Annotated in this window: 25 protein-coding genes; 16 read left to right on the forward strand and 9 right to left on the reverse strand. The window is 67.5% G+C overall.

Going from position 1 to position 26,143, the window contains the following annotated elements; genetic code table 11:
- Both glcF and OCT48_RS15625 read left to right on the forward strand, forming a co-directional pair.
- Positions 1–1,230, forward strand: coding sequence for a glycolate oxidase subunit GlcF (gene glcF / locus OCT48_RS15620; protein ID WP_263590054.1), 1,230 nt, complete (start codon positions 1–3; stop codon positions 1,228–1,230).
- Between the two features lie 479 nt (positions 1,231–1,709).
- Complete coding sequence (locus tag OCT48_RS15625) at positions 1,710–2,111, forward strand: heme-binding protein (RefSeq protein WP_263590055.1); 402 nt, start codon at positions 1,710–1,712, stop codon at positions 2,109–2,111.
- Positions 2,112–2,190: 79 nt separating this feature from the next.
- Here OCT48_RS15625 and OCT48_RS15630 read toward each other — a convergent pair whose 3' ends face one another.
- A complete protein-coding gene (locus OCT48_RS15630; RefSeq protein ID WP_263590056.1) occupies positions 2,191–3,063 on the reverse strand; it encodes a choline sulfate utilization transcriptional regulator in 873 nt (290 codons plus the stop codon).
- A gap of 134 nt (positions 3,064–3,197) precedes the next feature.
- On the opposite strand from OCT48_RS15630, the gene betC reads away from it, so the two are divergent.
- From betC to OCT48_RS15665, 7 genes are all read left to right on the forward strand, one after another.
- On the forward strand, positions 3,198–4,727 hold the full coding sequence (gene betC / locus OCT48_RS15635; RefSeq protein ID WP_263590057.1) for a choline-sulfatase: 1,530 nt from the start codon (positions 3,198–3,200) through the stop codon (positions 4,725–4,727).
- Between the two features lie 5 nt (positions 4,728–4,732).
- The gene (locus OCT48_RS15640; protein WP_263590058.1) at positions 4,733–4,987 is read left to right on the forward strand and encodes a hypothetical protein; all 255 of its coding nucleotides are present in this window, start codon (positions 4,733–4,735) and stop codon (positions 4,985–4,987) included.
- 221 nt (positions 4,988–5,208) lie between these two features.
- Complete coding sequence (locus OCT48_RS15645) at positions 5,209–6,849, forward strand: BCCT family transporter (protein ID WP_263590059.1); 1,641 nt, start codon at positions 5,209–5,211, stop codon at positions 6,847–6,849.
- A gap of 104 nt (positions 6,850–6,953) precedes the next feature.
- Entirely contained in the window at positions 6,954–7,220 is a 267-nt protein-coding gene (locus tag OCT48_RS15650) for a DksA/TraR family C4-type zinc finger protein (protein ID WP_263590060.1), read from the forward strand.
- A gap of 165 nt (positions 7,221–7,385) precedes the next feature.
- Entirely contained in the window at positions 7,386–8,963 is a 1,578-nt protein-coding gene (locus OCT48_RS15655; protein WP_263590061.1) for a bifunctional GNAT family N-acetyltransferase/carbon-nitrogen hydrolase family protein, read from the forward strand.
- A 4-nt stretch (positions 8,964–8,967) separates the two neighbouring features.
- Complete coding sequence (locus OCT48_RS15660) at positions 8,968–9,789, forward strand: zinc-dependent peptidase (protein ID WP_263590062.1); 822 nt, start codon at positions 8,968–8,970, stop codon at positions 9,787–9,789.
- A gap of 171 nt (positions 9,790–9,960) precedes the next feature.
- On the forward strand, positions 9,961–10,638 hold the full coding sequence (locus OCT48_RS15665) for a TVP38/TMEM64 family protein (protein ID WP_263590063.1): 678 nt from the start codon (positions 9,961–9,963) through the stop codon (positions 10,636–10,638).
- Between the two features lie 9 nt (positions 10,639–10,647).
- Here OCT48_RS15665 and OCT48_RS15670 read toward each other — a convergent pair whose 3' ends face one another.
- Together OCT48_RS15670 and OCT48_RS15675 are read right to left on the reverse strand one after the other, a co-directional pair.
- Entirely contained in the window at positions 10,648–11,973 is a 1,326-nt protein-coding gene (locus OCT48_RS15670) for a glycosyltransferase (RefSeq protein WP_263590064.1), read from the reverse strand.
- A complete protein-coding gene (locus OCT48_RS15675; RefSeq protein WP_263590065.1) occupies positions 11,970–12,914 on the reverse strand; it encodes a LysR family transcriptional regulator in 945 nt (314 codons plus the stop codon). Before OCT48_RS15675 ends, OCT48_RS15670 begins: the two co-directional genes overlap by 4 nt.
- Positions 12,915–13,275: 361 nt before the next feature.
- Between OCT48_RS15675 and OCT48_RS15680 the strand changes: the two genes are divergently transcribed.
- Complete coding sequence (locus tag OCT48_RS15680) at positions 13,276–14,355, forward strand: tartrate dehydrogenase (protein ID WP_263590066.1); 1,080 nt, start codon at positions 13,276–13,278, stop codon at positions 14,353–14,355.
- 48 nt (positions 14,356–14,403) lie between these two features.
- On the opposite strand, the gene wrbA is transcribed toward OCT48_RS15680, so the two are convergent.
- Positions 14,404–15,000, reverse strand: coding sequence for an NAD(P)H:quinone oxidoreductase (wrbA, locus tag OCT48_RS15685; RefSeq protein ID WP_263590067.1), 597 nt, complete (start codon positions 14,998–15,000; stop codon positions 14,404–14,406).
- Positions 15,001–15,470: 470 nt separating this feature from the next.
- Between wrbA and OCT48_RS15690 the strand changes: the two genes are divergently transcribed.
- From OCT48_RS15690 to OCT48_RS15710, 5 genes are all read left to right on the forward strand, one after another.
- Positions 15,471–16,463: a succinylglutamate desuccinylase gene (locus OCT48_RS15690; protein ID WP_263590068.1), complete on the forward strand. Its 993-nt coding sequence runs from the start codon at positions 15,471–15,473 to the stop codon at positions 16,461–16,463.
- A 251-nt stretch (positions 16,464–16,714) separates the two neighbouring features.
- Complete coding sequence (locus OCT48_RS15695; RefSeq protein ID WP_263590069.1) at positions 16,715–17,485, forward strand: ABC transporter ATP-binding protein; 771 nt, start codon at positions 16,715–16,717, stop codon at positions 17,483–17,485.
- A 28-nt stretch (positions 17,486–17,513) separates the two neighbouring features.
- Positions 17,514–18,218: an ABC transporter permease gene (locus tag OCT48_RS15700; protein WP_263590070.1), complete on the forward strand. Its 705-nt coding sequence runs from the start codon at positions 17,514–17,516 to the stop codon at positions 18,216–18,218.
- The gene (locus OCT48_RS15705; RefSeq protein ID WP_263590071.1) at positions 18,218–18,949 is read left to right on the forward strand and encodes an ABC transporter permease; all 732 of its coding nucleotides are present in this window, start codon (positions 18,218–18,220) and stop codon (positions 18,947–18,949) included. The genes OCT48_RS15700 and OCT48_RS15705 overlap by 1 nt, the downstream gene beginning before the upstream one ends.
- Positions 18,950–19,074: 125 nt before the next feature.
- Positions 19,075–19,842 carry a transporter substrate-binding domain-containing protein gene (locus OCT48_RS15710; RefSeq protein WP_263590072.1) on the forward strand — a complete coding sequence of 256 codons (768 nt, stop codon included), beginning with the start codon at positions 19,075–19,077 and terminating at the stop codon, positions 19,840–19,842.
- Here the strand turns inward: OCT48_RS15710 and OCT48_RS15715 are convergent.
- From OCT48_RS15715 to cadR, 5 genes are all read right to left on the reverse strand, one after another.
- A complete protein-coding gene (locus OCT48_RS15715) occupies positions 19,790–20,314 on the reverse strand; it encodes a DJ-1/PfpI family protein (protein WP_263592635.1) in 525 nt (174 codons plus the stop codon). The genes OCT48_RS15710 and OCT48_RS15715 overlap by 53 nt on opposite strands.
- Positions 20,304–21,590, reverse strand: a complete 1,287-nt coding sequence (locus OCT48_RS15720; protein WP_263590073.1) for a TRAP transporter large permease — start codon at positions 21,588–21,590, stop codon at positions 20,304–20,306. Before OCT48_RS15720 ends, OCT48_RS15715 begins: the two co-directional genes overlap by 11 nt.
- Positions 21,587–22,021: a TRAP transporter small permease gene (locus tag OCT48_RS15725; protein WP_263590074.1), complete on the reverse strand. Its 435-nt coding sequence runs from the start codon at positions 22,019–22,021 to the stop codon at positions 21,587–21,589. The genes OCT48_RS15720 and OCT48_RS15725 overlap by 4 nt, the downstream gene beginning before the upstream one ends.
- Positions 22,022–22,119: 98 nt before the next feature.
- The gene (locus OCT48_RS15730; protein ID WP_263590075.1) at positions 22,120–23,139 is read right to left on the reverse strand and encodes a TRAP transporter substrate-binding protein; all 1,020 of its coding nucleotides are present in this window, start codon (positions 23,137–23,139) and stop codon (positions 22,120–22,122) included.
- A gap of 278 nt (positions 23,140–23,417) precedes the next feature.
- On the reverse strand, positions 23,418–23,879 hold the full coding sequence (gene cadR, locus OCT48_RS15735; RefSeq protein WP_263590076.1) for a Cd(II)/Pb(II)-responsive transcriptional regulator: 462 nt from the start codon (positions 23,877–23,879) through the stop codon (positions 23,418–23,420).
- Positions 23,880–23,958: 79 nt separating this feature from the next.
- On the opposite strand from cadR, the gene OCT48_RS15740 reads away from it, so the two are divergent.
- Positions 23,959–26,139 carry a heavy metal translocating P-type ATPase gene (locus tag OCT48_RS15740; RefSeq protein WP_263590077.1) on the forward strand — a complete coding sequence of 727 codons (2,181 nt, stop codon included), beginning with the start codon at positions 23,959–23,961 and terminating at the stop codon, positions 26,137–26,139.
- Positions 26,140–26,143: the final 4 nt, after the last annotated feature.

A 26,143-nucleotide genomic window follows, 5' to 3' on the forward strand; every position in this document is an offset into this window, starting at 1 on the left:
ATGCAGACGCACTTCACCGAACAGGATCTCCAGCAGCCACATATCCGCGAGGCCGACCGCGTGCTGCGCACCTGTGTGCACTGCGGCTTCTGCAATGCCACCTGCCCCACCTACCAGCTGCTGGGCGACGAGCGTGACGGCCCGCGCGGGCGCATCTACCTGATGAAGCAGATGCTGGAGAATCCCGACGACGACAACGTCACCGAGGAAACCCGGCTGCACCTGGATCGCTGCCTCACCTGCCGCAACTGCGAGACCACCTGTCCGTCCGGGGTGGAATACCACAAGCTGCTCGACATCGGCCGCGCCGAGATCGAGCGGCGGGTGCCGCGCTCCGTCCCCGACCGCGCGCTGCGCCTCGGGCTGCGCAAGGCGTTGGTGGACCCCGCTCGCTTCAAGGCGCTGCTCAGGATGGGCCAGGTGTTCCGCCCCCTGGTGCCGGGCACCCTCCGCAGCAAGATGCCGCCGGTCCCGGTGGACGCCGGCACGCGTCCCGAGGGCGGCCGCCATACACGGCAGATGCTGATCCTCGAGGGCTGCGTGCAGCCGGGCCTGTCGCCCAACACCAATGCCGCCACCGCCCGGGTCCTCGACCGCCTCGGCATCGGCCTGACCCCGGCCCCGGAGGCCGGCTGCTGCGGGGCCATCGACTACCACCTCAACGCCCAGGAGGCCGGGCGGGCCCGCATGCGCGCCAACATCGACGCCTGGTGGCCACATATCGAGGCCGGCTGCGAAGCCATCGTGCAGACCGCCAGCGGCTGCGGGGCGATGGTCAAGGAGTACGGCGAGGTGCTGGCCGACGATCCCGACTACGTCGAGAAGGCCGAGCGCATCAGTGCCCTGGCCAAGGACCTGGTGGAGATCCTGCGCGAGGAGAACCTGGAGCGCCTGACCCTGCGCGAGCACAAGCGCCTGGCCTTCCATTGCCCCTGTACCCTGCAGCACGCCCAGAAGCTCGGCGGCAGCGTCGACGCCCTGCTGGCCCGACTCGGCTTCCCGCTGACGCCGGTGCAGGACGCCCACCTCTGCTGCGGCTCGGCGGGCACCTACTCCGTGACCCAGCCGGAACTCGCCACCCAGCTGCGCGACAACAAGCTCGATGCCCTGGAAGCGGGCAGTCCAGAGGTGATCGTGACAGCGAATATCGGCTGCCAGACCCACCTGGCCGGCGCGGGTCGCACCCCGGTGCGCCACTGGATCGAGATCGTCGACGAGGCGATCGCATGATCGCGACAGCGCTTATACATTCAGCTGCCAGACCCACCTGGCCGGCGCGGGTCGCACCCCGGTGCGCCACTGGATCGAGATCGTCGACGAGGCGATCACATGATCGCGACAGCGCTTATACATTCAACTGCCAGACCCACCTGGCCGGCGCGGGTCGCACCCCGGTGCGCCACTGGATCGAGATCGTCGACGAGGCGATCACATGATCGCGACAGCGCTTATACATTCAGCTGCCAGACCCACCTGGCCGGCGCGGGTCGCACCCCGGTGCGCCACTGGATCGAGATCGTCGACGAGGCGATCACATGATCGCGACAGCGCTTATACATTCAGCTGCCAGACCCACCTGGCCGGCGCGGGTCGCACCCCGGTGCGCCACTGGATCGAGATCGTCGATGAGGTGCTGGAGCGCACCTCGTCCCCCGAGCACTCGAGTGCCACGTCTGAAACCCAAGAACTAGACCCTGAAGGAGAGTGACATGAAGACCAAGTGCATCCTGGGCCTCAACGAGGTCAACGCCATTCTGGACGCCGCTCAACGAGAGGCGGAGCGGAACCACTGGAACATCACCGTCTCGATCGTCGACGACAGCGGCGAGCTGCTCGGCCTGCGCCGTCTGGATGGAGCCTCGCCGATGACGGCCAAGATCAGCGCCCAGAAGGCCCGCACCGCCGCGTTCAGCCACAAGGAGACCCAGTTCTTCGAGGAGATGATCAATAACGGTCGCACCGCCTTCCTCTCCGCCCCCTTGGAGGGGCTCCTGGAGGGCGGCGTACCGGTGGTTATCGATGGCCAGGTGATCGGCGCCGTAGGCGTTTCCGGCGTCAAGGCCGACCAGGACGCCCAGGTAGCGAAGGCCGCGGTGGCAACCCTGGCCTGATCCCTGTCCCCGGCATGTCCTCGAACCCCGGCGCCGCCGGGGTTTTCGTTGGCGCACACCGGCGGCCCGGCCTCTCGCCTCAATTGGACAGCACCCAGTCCTGGAAGGCCTGCTTGGCGGGGCTGCGGTCCTCCGGGTGGACATCGATCATGCCGTAGCCGTTGGGGGTCCTCAGGTTCAGCCCCTCCAGTCCCACCAGCATGCCACGCTCGAGCAGGTCATCGACCAGCCCCCGCCAGCCGAGCGCGACCCCCTGCCCGGCGATCGCCGCCTGCACCAGCAGCGTATAGTTGTTGAAGATCAGCTCCGACGGGGCCTGATGGACTTGTCCTCCCAGCCGCTCGAAGTAGCCCGGCCAATCCAGCCAGCTCTGGCCCTGGTCGGCGGTCAACGTCAGCAGCGGCACCTCGCTCAGGCGTGCCAGGTCGTCGATCGGGCCGAACTCCTCCAGGAAGCCGGGGCTGCACACCGGAAACACCTCCTCGTCGAGCAACCGAGGCACCCCTTCCAGGCCCCGCCGGTCGCCGAACACGATGGCGATATCGACTTCCTGCCCCCGCCAGTCGAAGACGCCCTGGTTGGTCATGATCCGCACGTCGATATGCGGGTGCCGTTCACGGAAGGCCGGCAGGCGAGGCAACAGCCAGTACGAGGCCAGCGAGAAATCGGTGAGTATGGTCAGCCGCGGGTTGCGATGGCGCTGCTGCAGACGATCGATCGTCTTCTCGATGGTCGCGAACCCCTCCTGGACGGCTCCGAACAGGGCCTGTCCCGGCTCGGTCAGCCGCACGCCGCGATAGACGCGATCGAACAGCCGCAGGCCGAGCTGCTCCTCGAGCCCCCGCACCTGCTGGCTGACGGCCGACTGGGTGGAACGCAGCTCCTCCGCCGCCGCGGTAAAGCTCAGATGGCGGGCCGCCGACTCGAAGACCCGCAGGCCGTTGGGCGACACTCGCCTACTCGTCAATGACATTAGTACAAATAATCCCAATCATAAAAAATCACCGTGTTTACAGGGCACAAGATTAGCAGAGAGACTGGGGCAAGCTTCGCCACCCACCCCTGACAACGCATGGGAGCCCCCCGATGACCGATAAGCAGCCGAATATCCTGTTCCTCATGGCGGATCAGATGGCCGCTCCGTCGCTGCCCTTCTATGGCCACAAGGTCACCAAGACCCCGAATCTCTCCCGCCTGGCCGAAGAAGGCGTGGTCTTCGACTCGGCCTACTGCAACAGCCCGCTATGCGCGCCATCGCGCTTCGTCCTGATGGCCGGCCAGTTGCCCTCGCGGATCGGCGCTTTCGACAACGCTTCCGAGCTGGCCGCCGAAACGCCCACCTTCGCCCACTACCTGCGTGACGCCGGCTACCTGACAGCACTATCCGGCAAGATGCACTTCTGCGGCCCGGACCAGCTCCACGGTTTCGAACAACGCCTGACCAGCGACATCTACCCGGCCGACTTCGGCTGGTACGTCGACTGGGAGAACTTCGAGAAGCGCCCGAGCTATTACCACAACATGTCCTCGGTCACCCAGGCCGGGCCCTGCGTGCGCTCCAACCAGCTCGACTTCGATGACGAGGTGACCTTCCGCGCCCAGCGCTTCCTCTACGACTATGCGCGCAGTGACAAGGACCGCCCCTTCTGCCTGACGGTCTCGCTGACCCACCCCCACGACCCCTACACCATTCCGCAGGAGTACTGGGACCGCTACGAGCATGACGAGATCGACATGCCCGAGGTGCCCTACTCGCGCGAGCTGATGGACCCGCACTCCAAGCGTCTGCGTCACGTCTACCAGTGCGACGAGGACACCATCAACGACGAGCAGATCCGTAATGCGCGCCGGGCCTATTACGGGGCCATCAGCTACGTCGACGACCAGCTCGGCAAGGTGCTTCAGGCCCTTGAGGACAGCGGCCTTGCCGAGGACACCATCATCGTCTTCTCCGGCGACCACGGCGACATGCTCGGCGAGCGGGGCCTGTGGTACAAGATGAGCTGGTTCGAAGGCTCCGCCCGGGTGCCGATGATCGTGCATGCGCCGGGTCGCTTCACCGCCGGCCGGGTCAAGCAGTCCGTCTCCACCATGGACCTGCTGCCGACCTTCAGCGAGTGGGCCAATGACGGCCAGGCCCCGCAGTATGCGGTGCCCATCGATGGCCGCAGCCTGAACCCGCACCTGACCGGTACGGGCGGCCATGACGAGGTGATCGGCCAATACTGCGGCGAAGGCGCCATCGCCCCGCTGCTGATGATCCGCCGGGGACGCTACAAGTTCGTCCATTCCGCGCCGGACCCCGACCAGCTGTTCGACCTCGAGGCCGACCCGCAGGAACTGACCAACCTGGCAGAAAACCCGGAGCATCAGGACCTGCGCAAGCAGTTCCGCGACGAGGTGGCAAGCCGCTGGGACATCGAGAAGCTGCACCAGGAGGTGCTCGACAGCCAGCGGCGCCGCAAGCTGGTCGCCCGCGCCAACATGAAGGGCAAGGTGACTCCCTGGGATCACCAGCCGTTCTTCGATGCCAGCGTCCAGTACATGCGCAACACCATCGACCTGGATGACCTCGAGGCGCGTTCCCGCTTCCCGCATGTGACCGACGATCGGTAATGCCGATGCCGTCGCTCGCTCGCGAATCGCCGACGAGCCAGCGCAGCCAGCAGCGCTGGCTGCCCTTCCTTGGCTGGATGCGGCACCAGCCCCCGGTGCACCGCGACGCCATGGCTGGCCTGACCGGTACCGTGCTGATGATCCTTCAGGGGGGGACCGATGACCTGCTCGCCTGGCTCAAGCCCGATGTCGCGGCCCGTCTGACACGCGCGACTCTGCTCCACAATGATCAGATACATGACAACGTGATAACAATGTAAGAGGCGATCCCCATGGCACAACGTCACACGCAACCCGAGCGGGCGCATGGACCGCCCCCACCGCCGTCTTACCCGGATCGGCCCGGATCGATACCCGGACCGTCATCGACCACCCCATGGCCCCCTTCCATGCCGACTGGACCGGACCGCCGTATCCAGGGCCATGCAAGCATAAGGAAAACCCTGAACTTTCATAAATTTATAATAAGGAGAGGCATATCATGAGTAGCCCAAGCAAATCGGCATCGCCCCCGGTGTCCAGCGACATGCAAACGGATTACACCGTCGGCCAGGACAATATCGAAGGCCAACTGGGGCCCTTCGACTTCGATATCCACAACCGGGTCTTCGTCGTCTCGGCGCTCGCCTCGGTGCTGTTCATTGTGCTCACCCTGGTGTTTCCGGAGCGGGCGGGGAGCATCTTCCAGTCCATCGTCGCCTTCTCCACCGGGACGCTGGACTGGTACTTCATGATCGTGGTGGATTTCTTCATCCTGTTCTGCCTGGCGCTCGTCGTCCTGCCCTATGGGAAGGTCCGGTTGGGCGGCCCCGATGCCCGACCGGAGCACGGTTATCTGTCCTGGTTCGCCATGCTGTTCGCCGCCGGCATCGGCATCGGCCTGCTGTTCTTCGGTGTGCTGGAGCCGGTCTATCATGCCAACGTCTCCCTGCCATTGGGCATTGCCTCGCCGTTCGGGGCCGATGGCGAACTGAACCCGGAGGCCATTCCCGAAGCCACCGCCCTGGGCATTGCCGGCACCTATCTTCATTGGGGCATCCATGGCTGGGCCGTCTATGTGGTGATGGCCCTGGCCCTGAGCATCTTTACCTATAACAAGGGCCTGCCCTTCTCCATCCGCTCGGCGTTCTTCCCGATCCTCGGCGATCGCGTCTGGGGTTGGCCGGGACATCTGATCGACATCCTGGCGGTGTTTTCCACCCTGTTCGGTCTGGCCACGTCGCTCGGGCTCGGCGCCCAGCAGGCCAATGCGGGGATGAATTTCGTCTTCGGCCTGGACGTCAACACCACCACCCAGGTCATCGTCATCGTGCTGGTGACGGCGGTGGCCCTGGTGTCGGTCTGGCGCGGGCTCGAGGGCGGTGTGAAGAAGCTCTCCGAGATCAACATGATCATGGCCGTCTTGTTCTTCTTCTTCGTGCTGTTCGCCGGCCCGACCCTGGTGGCCCTGAACGGCTTCTGGACGGGGCTTTCGACCTATGTGACGGACTTCATCCCCTTGTCGGCGCCCTTCGGTCGTGACGATGATGCCTATCGCCAGGCCTGGACGATCTTCTACTGGGCCTGGTGGGTCAGTTGGGCACCGTTCGTCGGCATGTTCATCGCCCGGGTGTCGCGGGGTCGCACGGTTCGGGAATTCGTGGTCTGCGTGCTGTTGATTCCCAGCCTGTTCATCTTCATCTGGATGGGCGTCTTCGGCGCCACCGCGCTCGATCAGCTCTATGCCGACCCCGCCAACAGCCTGGTCAAGGACTATGTGATCGACAATTACAGCCCCGAGCTGTCGCTGTTCGGCATGCTGAATGAACTGCCGCTGTCGGGCCTGATGTCCACCCTCGGCATCATTCTGGCGTTGATCTTCTTCGTCACCTCGTCCGATTCCGGCTCGCTGGTGATCGATACCATCACCGCCGGCGGCAAGGTCGACGCACCCCGGCCCCAGCGCATGTTCTGGGCCACGGTGGAGGGCCTGATCGCCATCGTGCTGCTGATCGGCGGCGGCCTGTCGGCGCTGCAGGCGGGGGTGACGGCGACGGCGATTCCGTTCTCCGTCGTGATGCTGCTGATGTGCTACACCATCATCAAGGCGCTGAATGGCGAGCTGCGCTTGCGGCGCAGCTGAAGAAGCAACGTCCAACGTGACTGGCGGGATCGGCCCCATGGCGCCGATCCCGCCGATTTGGCAAGCTAGGTTGCCTATCACGGTGCCTTTGCGGAGAGACCATCATGGCCGGTGGCTGGTCGAAAGACGGCGATGTGCAGCAGCAGATCGACGACAGCGTGCGCGACGAGCTCGAGCGGGCGAGGCGTGCCTTGCCCCGCGGCGAGAGTGCCCGTCACTGCGACGAGTGCGGGGAACCGATCCCCGAGGCGCGCCGACAGGCCGTTCCCGGGGTGCGACTCTGCCTCGACTGCCAGGCGGAGCGGGACAAGCGGCGGGGCCCGGGCGCCGGACACAATCGGCGCGGCAGCAAGGACAGCCAGCTGCGCTGATGGGCCACCCGGAGGACAGCCCCATGATCAGCCAGCGCGATGACGTCACCCGGATGAACCCCGCCGCCAAGGTCAGGCGGGCCGCCCGGCCCCGGCGTGTCGCGGCCGATTCCCCGGGCGCATGGTAGACTCGGCGGGACATTCTCGATCAGGAACCCAAGCGCCATGTCCCTCGATGAGCTTCACCTGAACCTGCGCAACCTGACGCCGGACGACTACCCGCAGCTCAAGGCGCTGATGGACGCCGTCTACCACGACATCGGCGGCGCCTGGCCGGAACACACCATCGAGAAGCTGATCCAGGAATTCCCCGACGGCCAGATCGCCATCGAGGACGACGGCCAGCTGGTCGGCGTGGCCCTGACCGTGCGGGTCGACTATGACGACTTCTCCAACCCCCACCAGTACGACGACCTGATCGACCAGCGCGAGATCATCCTCAACGATCCGCAGGGCGACGCCATGTACGGCCTGGACGTGCTGATCCACCCGGACTACCGTGGCTACCGCCTGGGTCGCCGCCTCTACGAGGCCCGCAAGGAGCTGTGTCGCTCGATGAACCTGCGCGCGATCCTCGCCGGCGGGCGCATCCCGCAGTACCACCAGCATGCCGAGGAGCTCTCGCCCACCGAGTACATCGACAAGGTGGCCCGCAAGGAGCTCCACGACCCCATCCTCTCCTTCCAGCTGGCCAACGACTTCCAGGTCAAGCGCCTGCTGCGCAAGTACCTGCCCGAGGACGAGAAGTCCCAGGGCTACGCGACCCTGCTGGAGTGGAACAACATCCTCTTCGAGCCGGCCGAGCGGGTGCTGGAGACCCGCCCCACCCAGGTCCGGGTCGGCAGCGTCCAATGGCAGATGCGCGAGTTCGCCACGGTGGAGGCGGTGCTGCAGCAGGTGGAGTACTTCGTCGACGCCCTGGCCGACTACCAGAGCGACTTCGCCGTCTTCCCGGAGCTGTTCAACGCCCCCCTGATGGGCCTGCAGGACCGCGCCGCCCAGCAGGACCAGATCGCCGCCATCCGCTTCCTGGCGGGGTTCACCGAGGGCTTCAAGACCGAGCTGTCGCGCATGGCGGTGGCCTACAACATCAACATCGTGGCCGGCTCGATGATCGAGGAACAGGCCGACGGCCGTCTCTACAACGTCGCCTACCTGTGCCATCGGGACGGCACCCTGGAGTGCCAGACCAAGCTGCACATCACCCCCCAGGAACGGCGCGACTGGGTGATCGAGGGCGGCGACGAGCTGCAGGTGTTCGAGACCGATGCCGGCCGGGTGGGCATCCTGATCTGCTACGACGTGGAGTTTCCGGAGCTCTCGCGGCTGCTCGCCGACCAGGACATGGACATCCTCTTCGTGCCCTTCTGGACCGACACCAAGAACGGCTACCTGCGGGTGCGCCACTGCGCCCAGGCGCGGGCCATCGAGAACGAGTGTTACGTGGTGCTGTGCGGCAGCGTCGGCAACGTCCCCTCCATCGAGAACATGGAGATCCAGTACGCCCAGTCCTCGGTGTTCTCGCCCTCGGACTTCGCCTTCCCCCACGACGCCGTGCTGGCCGAGACCACACCCAACACCGAGATGATCATGTTCTCGGACCTGGACCTGACCCGCCTGACGGTGGTGCGCAACGAGGGCTCGGTGACCAACCTCAAGGACCGCCGCCAGGATCTCTTCGACCTGCGCCTGCGGGACTGGTCCTGGAAGTCCGGAGGCCGCACCGGCCTGGAGGAGAGCTGAGGGCGTGATCGGCAGGCTGAGACGCTGGCGCAATGCCTGGTTCGAGACGCGCCATCCCTTTCCCGAGGCCGACTGGCGGGAGGCCCGGACGCGGCTGCCGCTGCTCGCGGCCGTGCCGGAGCCGGCGGCCACCCGCCTCGGCCATCGGGCCTGGCGCTTCGCCCACGCCAAGCGCCTGAGCCGGCACCCCTCGCTGGCCGAGGCGCTGAGCCTCGACGTCGCGGACCGGCTGGCCATCGCCGCCCAGGCCTGCCTGCTGACGCTGGGTTGGTCCGAGGGGGAACATCGCGATGCCTTCGCCAATGTCCACGAGATCCTGATCCTGCCCGATGCCTTCCAGCGTCGCGTGGAGGAGATGGACGCATTCGGGGTGATGCACGAGTACGACGACCAGCGCGTCGGCGAGACCTCCCATCAGGGCCCGGTGGTGGTCGCCTATCCCGACCTGATGGCCAGCGGCGGTCTGGATGGCTTCAATGTGCTGATCCATGAGCTGGCCCACAAGCTGGACATGGCCAACTCCCTGGACGCCGACGGCTTTCCGCCGCTGCCCGGCGACATCTCGCCCCAGGACTGGCACCGAGAATTCACCGCGGTCTGGGACGATCTCCAGGCCCGGCTCGCCCGCGGCGAGGCCACCCCCATCGACGACTATGCCGCCAGTCACCCGGGCGAATGCTTCGCGGTGGCCTGCGAATACTTCTTCACGGCCCCCGGCATCCTGCACGCCGCCTATCCGGCACTCTACGCGCTGCTGACGCGCTATTTCCGCCAGGATCCGCCCTGGCGACACGACGCATTCCCCCCTTCGCACTACCCGGCATAACGACTGGCTCACGCGCGTCTCGTCGCGGATCGCCAACGGCGTGCGCGCCCGCCTGGGGGTCCTGGCCGGCGGTGAAGGCGAGCCTCTGAGCCGGTATTCCCGGCGGCCGCTTTGGCCGCCGGGCGCGCTGCCGTATGCTGTGGCGACGCCCACCAGGAAGCCCCTCGCCCCATGCCCCGTTCCCTCGGAATCCTCTTCATCGCCCTGCTCGTCCTCGTCGGCCTGGGCCTGCTGTGGCAATGGCTCGCCATGCAGGACCTGCTCACCCTCGACAGCCTGATGGCCCTGGCCAGGGGCTCGGTGGCCTGGCGCGATACCCCCTGGGCCGTGCTGGTGGTGATGGCGGTCTATGCCGGCGCCTCGCTGGTGATGTTTCCGCTGAGCCTGCTGGTGGCACTGACCGGCCTGCTGTTCGGTCCCTGGTGGGGCTTCGGCTATGCCCTGGCCGGCACCCTGGCGGCCTCGGTGCTGACCTGGTGGGTGGGCCGCCGGCTGGGCCGCGACGCCCTGCTGCGCCACGGCGGCAAGCACCTCAAGGGCCTGTCCCGCTACCTGTCCGGTCGCGGCATCCGCACCATGACGCTGGTCAACCTGCTACCGCTGGCGCCCTTCACCCTCACCAACATGATGGCCGGGGCCTTCCACCTGCGCTTTCGCGACTACATGATCGGCTCGACGCTGGGCATCATTCCGGGGCTCGCCGGGGTCACGCTACTGGGCAGTCAACTCGGGGAGCTCGCCACGGCAGACAGTCGCCAGGAGGTGTTCTTCTCGCTGGTCGGCCTGCTCGCCGGGGTGGCCCTGCTGTATGGGCTCAAGCGCTGGGCCGAGCGGCGCCGGCGGCGCTGAGGCGGGGACTCACTTGGGCGGCAGCTCCGGCTCGTCGTGGCGCCCGCCCGGCCACCAGGACGGGCGATCCTGCTCCCATTCTTCCTGGACCAGGTGACGCAGCAGCCGTCCCCGATAGCGCAGCATCTGCCATTCGGCGCCGAGCCGCCCGCGCACCCGGTCCCAGCCGCCATCGTCGGCATGGGTGAAGGGCCCGCCCCGGGCGATGACGTCGCGATAGACCGCCAGGCAACGCTCGGCACACAGCCGCTCGTCGAAATCCGCCGCGGTGGCCAGCGCCCCCTCGCGAAGCGACAGGCGCCGCGCCGGCGCGGCGAGTTCGACCAGTGCCGCCGCCATGGTCGCGGCATCGTCCCCGGCCAGCAGTCGGCCGTTCTCGCCGTCCTTGACCACCTCGACGACGCCCGGGGCGCGGACCGCCACCACCGGCAGGCCCGCGGCCATGGCCTCGGCCACCACCATGCCCTGGGTCTCGCTGTGGGAGGCGAAGGCGAAGACGTCCATGGCATGGTAGGCATCGATCAGCCCCTGGCCCTCGAGGCGCCCCGTGAAGTGCAGGCGCCCGGCCACCCCCGCGGCCTCGGCGATCGCCTGCATGCGTGTGGCGGCATCGCCGTCGCCGACCACCAGGAAATGCGCCGCCGGCAGCGCGACCAGGGCCCGGGTCACGGCCTCGGCCAGGAAGATCAGGTTCTTCTCCCGGGCCAGCCGCCCCAGGTGACCGATCACGTAGGCCCCGGCGGGAATGCCCAGGCGGCGCCGGCAATCCTCGCCGTTGCCCAGGGCGAAGCGCGTGGTGTCCACGCCGCTCGGCACCACGCGGATCGCCGGATTGGCGTCGCGTTCGACCAGCAGGCCGCGGATGCTCTCGCTGGGCGCGATGACCTCGTCGCACAGCCAGGTGTACTGGGTGGCCAGGGCGATGGCGAAGCGCTGCATGCGCGGCGAGTCGCCGGGCACGTAGTGGGTGTAGTGCTCGTAGAGGGTGTGATGGGTGAAGACCAGGGGCAGGCCATAGGTCTCGGCCGCCCGGGCGGCGGTGTCCCCCAGCAGGAAGGGATGGTGGGCGTGCACCAGGTCCGGCTCGAAGGCCTCGATGGCATCGAACAGCTGGCCCGGGATCGGCACCGGCAGGGAGAAGTCGCTGCCATTGAAGTGCTGGACCGCCGCCACCCGCACCACGTCGGCCTCGTCGGCGGGCTGGCCCGCCAGGCGCGGGGCCACCACCAGCACGCGGTGCCCCGCGGCCTGGAGCTGGCGCTTGAGGCGCTGGACGGACTCGCTGACCCCACCCACGATCGGCAGATAGGTGTTGGTGAACATCAGCACATTCACGTTGACGACTCTCCTGTCGTGGTCGGCCGGGCGACGGGGGGCACGCGACCGGCCATCTCCTGCTCAAGATAGGCGATGAAGGCACGGATCCGCAGCGGGATGTGGCGGCGCTGATCATACACGGCATGGAAGTCGGCACGCACGCCCCGCCAGCCCGGCAATACCTCCACCAGGCGCCCCGCGGCCAGGTCCTCGTGCACGTCCCACCAGGAGCGCAGCGCCACGCCATGGCCGTCCCGTGCCAGTCGACGGATGACCTCGCCATCGTTGCTGGCCAGCGGTCCGGACACCTTCACCGCCCGCTCCTCCCGCGGGCCGTCGCGACGCTCGAAGCGCCACAGGGCATAGTCGCTGGCATTCTCGCGCAGCACCAGGCAGGGGTGCGCCGCCAGGTCGGCGGGCGAGTCGAGGGGCGGCATGGCCGCCACATAGGCCGGGGAGGCACAGAGGACACGACGACTGGCCAGGATGCGCCGCGCCACCAGCCGCGAATCCGGCGGCTCGCCGACACGGATGCCGATATCGAAGCCCTGGTCGGCGAGGCTCACCGGGAAGTTGGTCAGCTCCAGGGCGGCCTCGAGGCGCGGGTGCCGCCGACAGAAGGCCGACAGCAGCGGCGCCACATGGCGCCGCCCGAAGCCGAAGGTGGCGTTGATGCGCAGCGGGCCGGAGAGTTCGGCCCGGTGGTCGGCCAGGGTCTCCTCCAGCTCGACAAGCTCCTCGAGGATCGCTCCCCCCCGGGCCAGGTAGAGCTCGCCCTCGGCGGTCAGCGTCAGGCGTCGAGTGGTGCGGGTCGCCAGGGCGACGCCGAGGCGCGCCTCGAGCTGCTTGAGCCGCTTGCTGACCGCCGACAGCGACAGGCCCAGCTCCCGCGCGGTGGCGGTCAGGCTGCCGGCCCGAGCCAGCTGCTGGAAGAAGGCCAGGTCGTCCAGGGGGGGCACCGCACTCTCCACTCATGCTCAACAATGGATTTCATTTTACCCCGATTATCTCCGGAATGTGCAGGGTTAGACTGGACGCCCAGGGCAATCGCAGTTGGGTGGCGAGGGGCGACGGGGACAGGTCGAAGAGGGGGTCCTACGCCATGGGTGAGGCGGACCCCGCCGAACGGGCTGGCCATGGATGGCCAGCACCGGTCCTGCAAGCGGAGCAGGATGCGAGAGCGCCGCAGGGCGTCGGTAGCGCCCAGGGAGGGGTTCACAGCGCCCCCTCGCAGACCTGTCGACGGAGCAGCTTCGAGCGCCAAGGCTAACTGCAATAGCCCTGACTGGACGCCCCGACCCAGCCCCTGGAGGAACTCCCATGACCCATCGCATCGCCGTGCTCGCCGGTGACGGCATCGGCACCGAAGTCATGCCCGAGGGCGTGCGCGCCCTCGAGGCCGCCGCCGGACGGTTCGGCATCGACCTGGACCTGACCGCCTTCGATTTTGCCAGCTGTGACTACTACCTGGAACATGGCCAGATGCTGCCCGACGACTGGCACGCGACCCTGGTCACGTTCGACGCCATCTTCTACGGTGCCATCGGCTGGCCGGACAAGGTGCCGGATCACATCTCGCTGTGGGGCTCGCTGCTCAAGTTCCGCCGCGAGTTCGACCAGTACGTCAACCTGCGTCCCTGCCGCCTGCTGCCCGGCATCGAGAGCCCGCTGGCGGGCCGTGTCCCGGGTGACATCGACTTCTACGTGGTGCGCGAGAACACCGAAGGCGAGTATTCCAGCGTCGGCGGCACCATGTTCGAAGGCACCGAGCGCGAGGTGGTGATCCAGGAAACGGTGATGACCCGCACCGGCGTCGATCGCGTGCTGAAGTACGCCTTCGACCTGGCGGCCACCCGCCCTCGGAAAAAGCTCACCTCGGCCACCAAGTCCAACGGCATCGCCATCACCATGCCCTGGTGGGACACGCGCGTGGCGGCCATGGCCGAGCGCTACCCGGAGGTCGATGTGGACAAGTTCCACATCGACATCCTCACCGCCAACTTCGTGCTGCATCCCGACTGGTTCGACGTGGTGGTGGCCAGCAACCTGTTCGGCGATATCCTCTCCGACCTGGGGCCCGCCTGCACCGGCACCATCGGCGTGGCCCCCTCGGCCAACATCAACCCCGAGGGGCACTTCCCGAGCCTGTTCGAGCCGGTCCACGGCAGCGCCCCGGATATCGCCGGGCGCGGCATCGCCAACCCCATCGGCCAGATCTGGTCCGGCGCGATGATGCTCGAGCACCTCGGTCACGCCGAGGCCGGCGCGGCCATCCTCGCCGCCATCGAGGCCGTGCTCGCCGAGGGCGACCCCGCGGTGCTGACCCCGGACCTCGGCGGCCGGGGCACCACCGCCGGCCTGGGTCAGGCCATCGCGGCGCGCATCGTCGCCGGGGACTGAGAGGACGACGCCCCGCGTCGCGCCCGGGCGGGTGACGCGGCGTCCGACTCAACCGGCCAGCTTCGCAGCGATGCCGGCCACGTGCTCGCCCTGAAAGCGGGCCAGGTCGAGTTCCGTGTCGCTCGGCTGTCGCGAGCCGTCGCCGCCGGCGATGGTCGCGGCGCCATAGGGCGAGCCGCCCTTGACCTCGGAGATATCGAACTGGGCCTCGAGCCCGTAGCCGATCGGCACGATCACCATGCCGTGGTGGGCCAGGGTCGTCCAGGCGGTGAGGATGGTGGACTCGTTGCCGCCGCCGGTGCCGGTGGAGGTGAAGACGCTGGCCACCTTGCCGCGCAGCGCGCCCTTGGCCCAGAGGCCGCCGGTCTGATCGAGGAAGGTGCGCATCTGGCCGGACATGTTGCCGAAACGGGTCGGGGTGCCGAACAGCACGGCATCGTAGTCGGCGAGCTCGGCCGGCGACGCCTCGGCGGTGTCGAAGGTCCGCCCGCCGGCCTTGGCGAAGGCTTCCGGGTCCATGGTCTCGGGCACGCGCTTGACGTCGACCCCGACACCGGCGACCCGACCGGCCCCCTCGGCCACCGCCCGGGCCAGGGTATCGATATGGCCGTACATGGAGTAGTAGAGCACCAGTACCTTGGTCATGGTCCTGCCTCCTGTCGATGGATGGATACCGCCTCTTGCTCGCGTGGTCGAGCTCGAGGAGCCGCGCCCGGGAGGCGCGTTGCGATGGCATTCCGCCACCAGTCTAGTCGCAGCCATCGAGCGGCAAGACGAAGCCTTTCGACGCCGGGATTCGACGCCGACGAACGGTCAGTCCCGCCCCCATGCTCCGGCGAGGATCCGCACCCGGCCATCTGCCAGGGTGTCGTGCAGGTTGTACCCCCTGGCGTCGAGCGCCCTGAGCCGGAGTGCCCGCGGGGCGAGTTACAGGATCGCACCCGCCTTTTTCATCCTGCCGACAGGGCCTCTTGAGCCCGAGCCACGCAGGGCAGAAGGTGGCCCACAGCCCAAGAATAGCGACAAGACAAGGACCGACATGATTGCCTCGCCCCATGCCGTCCGACGCGACACCCTGCCCCGCGTCTCGACCGCCGCCACCGGAGGCCCGCGTCATGCTGGCTGAGTGGCTGGACAGGAGCCTCGCCGGCGAGCCCGGCGCCGCGGTGGAGGGAGAGCTTCCCGGAGGACGCTACCGGATCCCGGCGCCTGGCCTGCTGGAACTGATCCCGTCGGCGCCGGCCGCGGACGCCCCGGCCCTGGTGCTCTCGGTGGGGATCCACGGCAACGAGACCGCCCCCATCGAACTGCTGGGTGAGCTCCTGGCTCACCTGGAGGCCGGCCAGCTGACCCTGGCCACGCCGGTGCTGGTGATCCTCGGCAACCCGGCGGCCATCCGGGCCGGCGAGCGCTTCGTGGCGACCAACCTCAACCGGCTATTCCGGCGCGGCCTCGACGCGGCCGGTGACGAGCCCGACCGCGCCCGGACGCTGATGGGCGCGGTGGACGCCTTCTTCGCCGAGCACGGCGACCGCCCCCGCCTCCACTACGACCTGCACACGGCGATCCGTGACAGCCAGTATCCGCGCTTCGCCGTCGAACCGCATGCCGAGGCGATCACGACGCCCGAGCAGTGGCAGTGGCTGGCCGGCGCCGGCATCCAGGCCGTGCTGCACCAGCACTGCCACAGCTGGACCTTCTCCCACTATTCGAAGCACTACCACGGTGCCCAGGCCTTCACCCTGGAGCTGGGTCGGGCCCGGCCCTTCGGCGAGAACGACCTCGCGCCCCTGGCGCCCATGGGACGGCTGCTGGCGGCGCTGCTGGAGGGGCGCTCCCCCGCCACCCGGCCGGCCGCGGCGATGGCCTTCTTCCGCGTCGAGCACGAGCTCGAGCGCGCCTCCCGGGACTTCCGGCTGTGCTTTGCCGACGATACGCCCAACTTCACCGAGTTCGCCCCCGGCACCCTGCTGGCCGAGGATGCCGAGGCCGGCCCCTGCCGCGTGGGCGAGACACCACTGCGGGTGGTCTTCCCCAACGCCAGGGTGGAGATCGGCGCCCGGGCCGCGCTGCTGGTGACGGCGGTGCCGGCGCCAGGGACAAGCTGACCGAGCCCGCTCGGCCGGGCGAACGATCGCCACGACAATCGCCTTCCAGCAACAAGAAATGCCAAAGAACAACAATAACCTGGAGACATTTCATGACAACAAGCCATTACAACCTAGACGAAGGTCGCATGACCAAACGGACAACACCGCCTGCCGTCGCGCCCCGGGCCTGTTAGAATCGCCCCCCTTTTTTCGCACCAGCCGCGTTGTCCTGTGCCCGCTAGGCGACCCCCTGAACTGGAGCCCGTTTCATGGCCGATACCCCGATCCCGCTGGAAGTGCAGAACATCAAGAAGCGCTTCGGCGACACCGAAGTCCTCAAGGGACTCTCCCTGCAGGCCCACAAGGGTGACGTCATCACCCTGATCGGCGCCTCCGGGTCCGGCAAGAGCACCTTCCTGCGCTGCATGAACCTGCTGGAGCAGCCCAACGAGGGCGAGCTGTTCGTCCATGGCGAGCAGATCCGCTTCAAGGAGACCCGCCACGGTCGCGAGCCGGCGGACTGGAAGCAGGTCGTCAACATGCGCGCCAAGCTCTCCATGGTCTTCCAGAGCTTCAACCTCTGGGCCCACATGACGCTGCTGGAGAACGTCATCGAGGCACCGATACACGTGCTCGGCAAGTCCAGGCAGGAGGCCACCGAACACGCCCGCGCGCTGCTCGAGCGGGTCGGCCTGGCCGAGCGCGCCGACTACTACCCGGCCCAGCTCTCCGGCGGCCAGCAGCAGCGCGGCGCCATCGCCCGGGCGCTGGCCATGGACCCGGAGGTGATGCTGTTCGACGAGCCCACCTCGGCGCTGGACCCGGAGCTGGTCGGCGACGTGCTCAAGGTCATGCGCGACCTCGCGGAGGAAGGCCGCACCATGATCGTGGTCACCCACGAGATGGCCTTCGCCCGGGATGTCTCCACCCAGGTCATCTACCTGCACCAGGGCCAGGTCGAGGAGGCCGGGCCACCCGCCGAGGTCCTCGGCAATCCCAAGTCCGAGCGCCTCAAGCAGTTCCTGGCGCCCAAGCACTGATGGGCCGGCCCGGGAGAAGGAGAGACACATGATCGACCTGCATGGCTACGGCCCCCGCCTCGCGGAAGGCGCCCTGATCACCATCGAGCTGGGGATCCTGTCGCTGATCCTGGCGGTGATCCTCGGCCTGCTCACCGCCAGCGCGAAGATGTCGCGCCACTGGTGGCTGCACCGCCTCGGCACCCTCTACACCACCATCATCCGCGGCGTGCCCGACCTGGTGCTGATGATGCTGCTGTTCTTCGGCGGCCAGATCGGCATCAACATGTTCACCGACTGGCTCTACACCCAGTTCGAGATCGATATCTTCATCAACGTCAACGAGTTCGTCGCCGGGGTGATCACCATCGGCCTGATCTTCGGCGCCTACATGGGCGAGACCTTCCGCGGCGCCTTCATGGCCGTGGACAGCGGCCAGATCGAGGCCGGCCGGGCCTACGGCATGAGCCACTGGCTGGTGTTCCGGCGCATCCGCTTCCCGCAGATGATGCGCCACGCCCTGCCCGGGCTCTCCAACAACTGGATGGTGCTGCTCAAGACCACCGCGCTGGTCTCGGTGATCGGGCTCTCCGACATGGTTCGCGTCGCGGCCGAGGCGTCCAAGGCCACCCGCGAGCCCTTCACCTTCATGATCATCGTCGCCGCCATCTACCTGCTGATCGCCAGCGTCTCCGAATGGGGCTTCGCGCGGCTGCAGAAGCGCTATGACATCGGCTACGGGGAGGCAGACTGATGGACGCCCTGATGAACTGGCTCGAGGCCCAGTTGGCCGACAACAGCATCTTCACCCTGCAGACGCTGTCGTACTACGGCGAGGGCCTGACCACCACCGTCCAGCTGGTGTTCCTGTCGCTGCTCATCGGCCTGGTGCTGGCGGTGCCCCTGGCCATCGGCCGCGGGTCCCGGAAGGCCTGGCTGCGCCTGCCGATCTTCCTCTACTGCTACGTGTTCCGCGGCACCCCGCTGCTGGTGCAGCTCTACCTGATCTACTACGGCGTGGTGTTCGTCGAGGGAATCCAGGAGACCTGGCTGTGGGTGATCCTCGAGAAGCCCTTCGTCCCGGCGCTGATCGCCTTCACCCTCAACACCGCCGCCTACACCACCGAGATCTTCCGCGGCGCCATCAAGGCCACGCCCAGGGGCGAGATCGAGGCCGCCCGGGCCTATGGCATGTCCTGGTCCCTGATGATGCGGCGCATCGTGCTGCCCAGCGCCTTCCGCCGCGCCCTGCCCGCCTACGGCAACGAGGTGATCTTCATGCTCCACGCCAGCGCCATCGCCAGCGTGGTGACCATCATGGACCTGACCGGGGCGGCACGCTTCGTCTATGCCCGCTTCTATGCGCCCTTCGACGCCTTCCTGTTCGTCGCGGCGATCTACCTGTGCCTGACCTTCGCCATCCTTTACCTGTTCCGCTACCTGGAGAAGCGCCTGCTGGCCCATCTCAAGCCGGCGAGCGGCTGAGACAGCGTAAAACAAGCGTTGGGAACTACCGTTCGACCCGGCCCTTTCGACCCGCCCCGGCATCGGCTATCGTGGGCGGGTCATCACCCATAAGGTGAAACCATCAACAACAAGGGGAAACACCCATGAAGTTCCAGAAGATCCTGAGCCTCGGCGTGCTCGGCGCCGCCATGATCGCCGGCAGCGCCAACGCCGAGGTCCGCGACATCCGCATCGGCGTCGACGTGCCCTACGAGCCCATGGAATACCGGACCCCCGATGGCGAGCTGACCGGCTTCGACATCGAACTGGGCAATGCCCTGTGTGCCGAGATCGGCATCCAGTGCGAGTGGGTCGTCCAGGGCTGGGACGGCATCATCCCCGGCCTGCGGGCGCGCAAGTACGACGCCATCATGTCGTCGATGACCATCAACGAGCAGCGTCGCGAGCAGGTGCTGTTCTCCGACCCCTACATCACCCCGCCGTCGGCCTGGTTCGCGCCGAAGGATGTCGAGATCGGCACCCCGTCCGACGAGACCCTCGAGGGCATGACCATCGGCGTACAGCGCGGCACCCTGCAGGACAACTACGTGACCGACATGTACGGCGACGTGGCCGATGTGAACCGCTACGCCACCGCCGACGACATGGTGCTGGACATGGATTCCGGCCGTCTCGACGCCGTCTTCCTCGACTTCCCGATCGGCAAGTCCACCCTGCTCGACAGCGAGGCCGGCAACTACAAGGTGGTGGGCGAGATGATCACCGAGCCCAAGGAGTACTTCGGCGAAGGCTTCGGCATCGCCTTCCGCCAGCGTGACGAGGAGCTGGCCCAGGCCTTCAACGAGGCGCTGGCCACCCTCAAGGAGAACGGCACCTACGAGGAGATCTACGCCGAGTATTTCGGCGAGTAAGGCTCCTCACGCTACCGCCACGCTTCGCGGCCCCTGGAGACAGGGGCCGCCACCTGTCTAGCCGGAAAGACGGCCTCTGTCGCGATCTCCTCTCGACAGTCCACAGCCCTCCCAGAACGCACCCCGCATAGTCCGCGGCCCGCAGCTTGCCCCCGAGCGAGGGAGACGACGGCAGCTCGAGGCGATACCCGCCACACAGCATGAGGCCGTCGAGCTCATCCTCCTGGAGGTCGTCCAAAGACCCATCGACGGCGACCTCGATTCCCAGATCGCTCATCGCCCGGCGACCGTCGACGCTGACAACCGTGACCTCGTACTCCACCGACGCCTTGACCAGATTGGCCGTCACCAAGGCATCCAGCCCACCGGTGAAGGCCATCAGGGAGAAATGCTCGAACAGTACGAAGGCGACCCGCCTGCTTTCGACGGCCGGTTTCTCGCCGGCCGCCGAGAGTGTCTGCCTATAGCAGATTGGGTAGCCAGAGAATCAGATTCGGGAACGCCGTGAAGATGCCCACGGCGCCCAGCAGGATCATCCAGTAGGGCAACGAGGCCCAGGCGGCATCGGGCAACGCCACTTCGTTGTGGGTGATCGAGCAGAGCACGAACAGATTAAGCCCCACCGGCGGCGTGATCATGCCGATCTCCATCAGCAGCGTCACGATGACGCCGAACCAGACGGGATCGAAGCCCAGGCTGGTCACCATCGGGAAGGTGATGGGCAGGGTCATCAGCAGCAGGGAGATCCCGTCGAAGAAGCAGCCGAGCAGCAGGTAGACGAGCACGATCATCAACAGGATGCCATAGCGATCCAGCCCCAGGCCGGCGATGGCATCGACCGCGGCCCTGGGCAAGCCGAGCAGGCTCACCGCCTGGGACAGGATCACGGTGCCGATCAGGATCATCGCAATGGCCCCGAACATCATCGACGCATGCTTGAAGGCTCCCCACAGCTTCTTCAGGTCGAGATCCCCCCAGGTCAAGCCGAGCACGATGCTGGCCGTCACCCCCAGGGCCGCCGCCTCGGTGGGCGTCGCGATGCCCATGTAGATGGTGCCGAGCACGAAGAAGATCAAAATCGGCAGGGGCCAGACTTCCAGCAGGCCACGGCCCACGGCTCCCCAGTCCATCTTCTCCTCTCGCGGCGGCGAGACCGAAGAGCCGAGGCTCGAGCGCACCATGATCCAGCAGAAGAACGCCAGGGCGATCATCAGGCCGGGCAACATGCCCGCCAGGAACAGCTTGCCGATCGACACGTTCTGGGTCGCCCCGTAGATCAGCAGCGCCAGGCTGGGAGGAATCAGCAGCCCGAGCGTGCCGCCCGCCGCCAGCGAGCCCACGATCATGCTCGGCGAATAGCCGCGCCGACTCAGCTCGGGGTAGCCGACCGAACCGATCGCCGCCGCGGTGGAGGTACTGGAACCGCTCACCGCGCCGAACAGCGTGCAGACCGCGATATTGGTATGCAGCAGCTGGCCCGGAATCCGCCGGAAGAGCGGCGTCAGGCCGTTGTAGACCCGGGTGGAAACGCCGCTGGCCAGCAGGATGTCGCCGAGAAAGATGAACAGCGGTACGGCGCTGAGCGTGAACTCGGTCAGCAGGTTCCACGCCGAGTTGATCGCCAGGGCCGACGCGCCGCCGGCCTGAAAATGCAGCAGGATGAACCCGGTCAGCCCAAGGGCCGCCCCCAGCACGGCGCCGCTGCCCAGAAAGACCAGCAGGCCGGCGCTTAGAATCGCCCAACTCATGACAGGCCCTCCTCGGATGGTTCATCGTCGCTGCGGGCAAGGCCTCGCAACCCGTTTCTTGCGACGATCAGGATACACAGCAGCATCGACAGCGGCATCAGCGCCATCCAGGGCCACAGCAGGACACCGCTGATTTCGGAACGCGCCCCGATTTGCAGGGAAAATGCCATGAAGTCCCAGGCCTGGTAGGCAAAGATTCCGGCGAAGGCGACGAAGATCGCATTGGCGAAGATATCGGCTGCCACGGCCAGTGGGGGGGAAAGGGTACGCACCAGAAGATCGATGCGAATGTGCTGACTGGTATTCAGCACATGGGGCAGCGACAGGAACGAGAGGGAAAGAAACAGCAGGCCGGAAAGCTCATCGGAAAACCCGATGGGACTCCCGGCGAGATATCTCATCAGGGTGCTGACCAGCACGAGGCCGGTCATGAACACCCCTCCACACACGCCTATCAGGAATACCCCATATACCAGTCTGTCTAACCATGCAGACAAGACTTTCATCAAATGCCTCTCTCGATGAGGACCTACTGGGAATCGCTCTGAAGCTCGCTGGTCACGGTCTCGTAGTAGCGAATGCCGTCGTCGCCGGCTTCGCTGGCCATCTCATGCCAGGCCTCCCAGGCCGCATCCACGAAGGTCTGCACATCCTCGTCCGAGAACGCCGACAGGACCGTGATGCCCATGGCCTCGCGCTCCTCGCGTGCCTCGGCCTCGCGCTCCGGATCCACCGCCTTGTCGCGGGTCTCCTGCCAGATCTCCTCGCCGGCACGGGTCAGGATCTGCTGCTGCTGCTCGTCCAGGCTGTTCCAGGTGCGATCGCTGACCCCGAACATCCAGGGAGAGGCTGCCCAGGGATGGAGGTAGGCTTCGTAGTCGGTCACTTCCTGCAGCGAGACCGTCTTGGCCACGGTCGACAGGTAGTAGGCACAGTCCACGACCCCGGTCTGCAGAGCCAGATACATGTCGTTCTGGGGAATCACCTGGGCCGAGATGCCGAGGCGATCGAAGGTCTCGACGAGGTGACCCGACCAGACCCGCACCTTCTTGTCGCTCAGGTCCTCGAGGGTATTGACCGGCTCCTTGCAGTGCAGGCCCACATCGAACACGGGAGCGACGACGCCACCGACCGTGTGGACGCCCCAGTCGGCATAGCCTTCACGATACAGCTCGCGCAGGGTGGGCAGGATATCGAGATGCTGTTCCGCTTCGGTGATGGCCCCCTGGGCATAGACCGAGGCCATTGCCGGAGCATCGCGGTTGTAGTACTCCCCGTACATCAGTGCCATATCGACCATGCCGCGCTGCATGATGCGCAGCATGTCGGCTTCCTTCAGGCCGAGCGAGCCCGCGTGGTAGACATCGACCTGCAACTGCCCATCGGAATACTCCTCGACCAGGCCGGAGAAGCGCTCCAGATACGCCGCCTCGGGGCGCGATTCTGCCAGCCCGCTGTGAAACTTCAGTGTCCGGACGTCCGACCAGGCCTGCGAAGCGGTCGCCATCAGCGCCAGGGAGACGCTCGTCGCCAGCATTGTTTTTTTCATTTCAGATTCCCTTGGTTAGCAAGCTCTTTAAGAACCTCTCACAAAGCCGGGTCAGCACTGGCACTAAATACGAACAAAACAAGCCCATATGCGACAAGCTGCGCACTTTCATCTCCCGTTGATGTCCGAATCCTTTCGCCTCATCGAACTACCGGCGTGGCGAAACGAAGCCATCGGCGCGTGGATCGTCACGACCGCCTCAAACGCCAACGGCCCCGACGATGTCGGGGCCGTTGGCGTTGGGGCCATCGTTTCCAGGGGGGCGCCTCGCCGAGCACTCAGACGCGGGGATGCACGCCCGGCACATGGGCCTCGCTGTCACCGGAGACGCCATCAATCGTCTCCGTCGAGGGATGCGCCAGGGCATTGAGGATCCCGCACTCGCCGGCGGATCGCTGTCCCCGACAGCGGGCGCGCAGCGCCAGGAGAGAGCGCTCCAGAGCCTGGAGCTGGGCGATGCGTGCCGCCACGTGGTCGAGGTGGGCATCGATCAGGTCGTTGACGTCCTGGCAGGGCCGCTCGGGATGATCGTGGCAGTCCAGCAGGGCGCGGATCTCGCCCAGCGTCATGTCCAGCGCCCGGCAGTGGCGGATGAAGGCCAGCCGTTCGGCATGGGCCTCGCCGTAGAGGCGGTAGTTGGCCTGGCTGCGCACGGGCTCGGGCAATAACCCCTCACGCTCATAGTAGCGGATGGTGACGACGCGACAGCCGGTGCGTCGGGCCAGTTCGCCGATTTTCATGCTGGGCTCCGCTGAGGACTTGACCCTATAGTGCCTACAGGGTGTGTCATCGCACAAGACACCCCAGACGGAGCCCGAGATGTCCGACGCCCATTCCCACCATGCCGGTTGCTGCGGTGAAGCGGCCGAGGCGCCTCGCCGGGCCGCCGCCGCCCCGCCGGGCACGACCACCCTGCGCCTGCGCATCGCGGAGATGGACTGCCCCACCGAGGAGGCCCTGCTGCGCAAGGCGCTGGCCGAGGCGCCCGGGGTCGCCGGCCTGGACTTCGACCTGATGAACCGAGTGCTGAGCGTCCACCATCGCGGCGCCGACCCGGCGGATCTCGACCGGCGCATCCGCGAGCTGGGGATGACCCCGCGCCCCGAGCACGAAGCGGCCGAGCCGCCCGCGACCCGTGCCGAGCCCTGGGGCCGGATGGCGCTCGCCATCGGCCTGGCGCTGGCGGCCGAGCTGATCGGCTGGACCGGCTGGCCGGGTAGCGCCTGGCTCTCGCCCACACTGGCCCTCGGCGCCATTGCCCTGGTCGGCCTGCCCACCTGGCGCAAGGGCTGGGTGGCGCTGCGCCACCGCAGCCTCAACATCAATGCGCTGATGAGCCTGGCGGTGACCGGCGCCCTGCTCATCGGCCACTGGGCCGAGGCCGCCATGGTGATGGTGCTCTTCACCCTGGCCGAACGCCTCGAGGCGCGGTCACTGGATCGCGCCCGGGGCGCCATCCGGTCGTTGCTGGACAGCGCCCCCGACCAGGCACGCCGCCAGACCCCGGATGGGGGCTGGGAGGACGTCGCCGCCGCGGCGGTCGCCGTGGGCGAGCTGGTGCGGGTCCTGCCTGGCGAGCGCCTGCCCCTGGACGGCGAGATCGTCCGCGGCGAGCCCACCCTGGACGAGTCGCCGATCACCGGCGAGAGCATGCCCCGGGACAAGGGCCCGGGCGAGGCCGTCTATGCCGGCACCATCAACCGCCACGGCGACTTCGACTACCGCACCACCCGCCCGGCCGACGACACCACCCTGGCGCGGATCATCCATGCCGTGGAGGCCGCCCAGTCGAGCCGGGCCCCCACCCAGCGCTTCATCGACCGCTTCTCCGCGATCTACACCCCGGCGGTGCTGGGCCTCGCCGTCCTCACCGCCGTCGCCTGGCCGCTGCTCTTCCCTGGTGCCTGGCTCGATGGCGTCTACCGCGCCCTGGTGCTGCTGGTGATCGCCTGCCCCTGCGCGCTGGTGATCTCCACCCCGGTGACCATCGTCAGCGCCCTCTCGGCCGCCGCCCGGGGCGGCATCCTGATCAAGGGCGGGCGCTTCCTCGAACAGGGCCACAGGCTCGCCTGGCTGGCCCTGGACAAGACCGGCACCCTGACCCGCGGCGAGCCGCGGCTGGCCGACTGGTACCCGGTCGATACCGCCGAACGGGCTCCGCTGGCCCGGCAGGCGGCCAGCCTGGCCGGGCGCTCCACCCACCCCGTGTCCCGGGCGTTGCATCAGGCGCTGGCCACCGACAGCGGCGAGGCGGAGGTGGAGACCTTGCGGGAGCGCCCTGGCCTGGGCGTGGAGGGCGAGGTCGACGGCGAGGCCCTGTGGCTGGGCAACCGCCGACTGATGGCCGAACGCGGCCTGGCCAGCGCGGTGCTCGAGACTCGCCTGGAGGCCCTGCAGCGCGAAGGCGACAGCGTGGTGCTACTGGGCGATGGCCGGCGAGTGCGGGCCTTGTTCACCCTGCGCGATACCCTCAAGCCCGGCAGCAAAGCTGCCATCGAGGCCCTGCACGACCTGGGCGTGAAGACGCTGGTGCTCTCCGGCGACGCCGCCCCGGCGGTGGCCGCCATCGCCGCCGAGGCGGGGATCGACGAGGCCCGGGGCGGGCTGCTGCCCGAGGACAAGCTGGCCGCCATCGAGGCCCTCGGCAGCCGCGGGGTGACCGGCATGGTCGGCGACGGCATCAACGATGCCCCGGCGCTGGCCCGGGCCGACATCGGCTTCGCCATGGGCGCCGCCGGCAGCGACGCCGCCATCGAGACCGCCGACGTGGCGCTGATGGACGACGACCCGGGCAAGCTGCCGACCTTCCTGCGCCTATCCCGGGCCACGCGCCGGGTGCTGATCCAGAACATCGTCGTCGCCCTGGGCCTCAAGGCGGTGTTCCTGGTGCTGGCCTTCACCGGCCAGGCCACCCTGTGGATGGCGGTGTTCGCCGACATGGGCGCGAGCCTGCTGGTGGTGGCCAACGGCATGCGGCTGTTGCGCCTTCCCCACCGCTGAGGAC

Source organism: Halomonas sp. M4R1S46, from assembly GCF_025725685.1.
Classification (GTDB): domain Bacteria; phylum Pseudomonadota; class Gammaproteobacteria; order Pseudomonadales; family Halomonadaceae; genus Halomonas.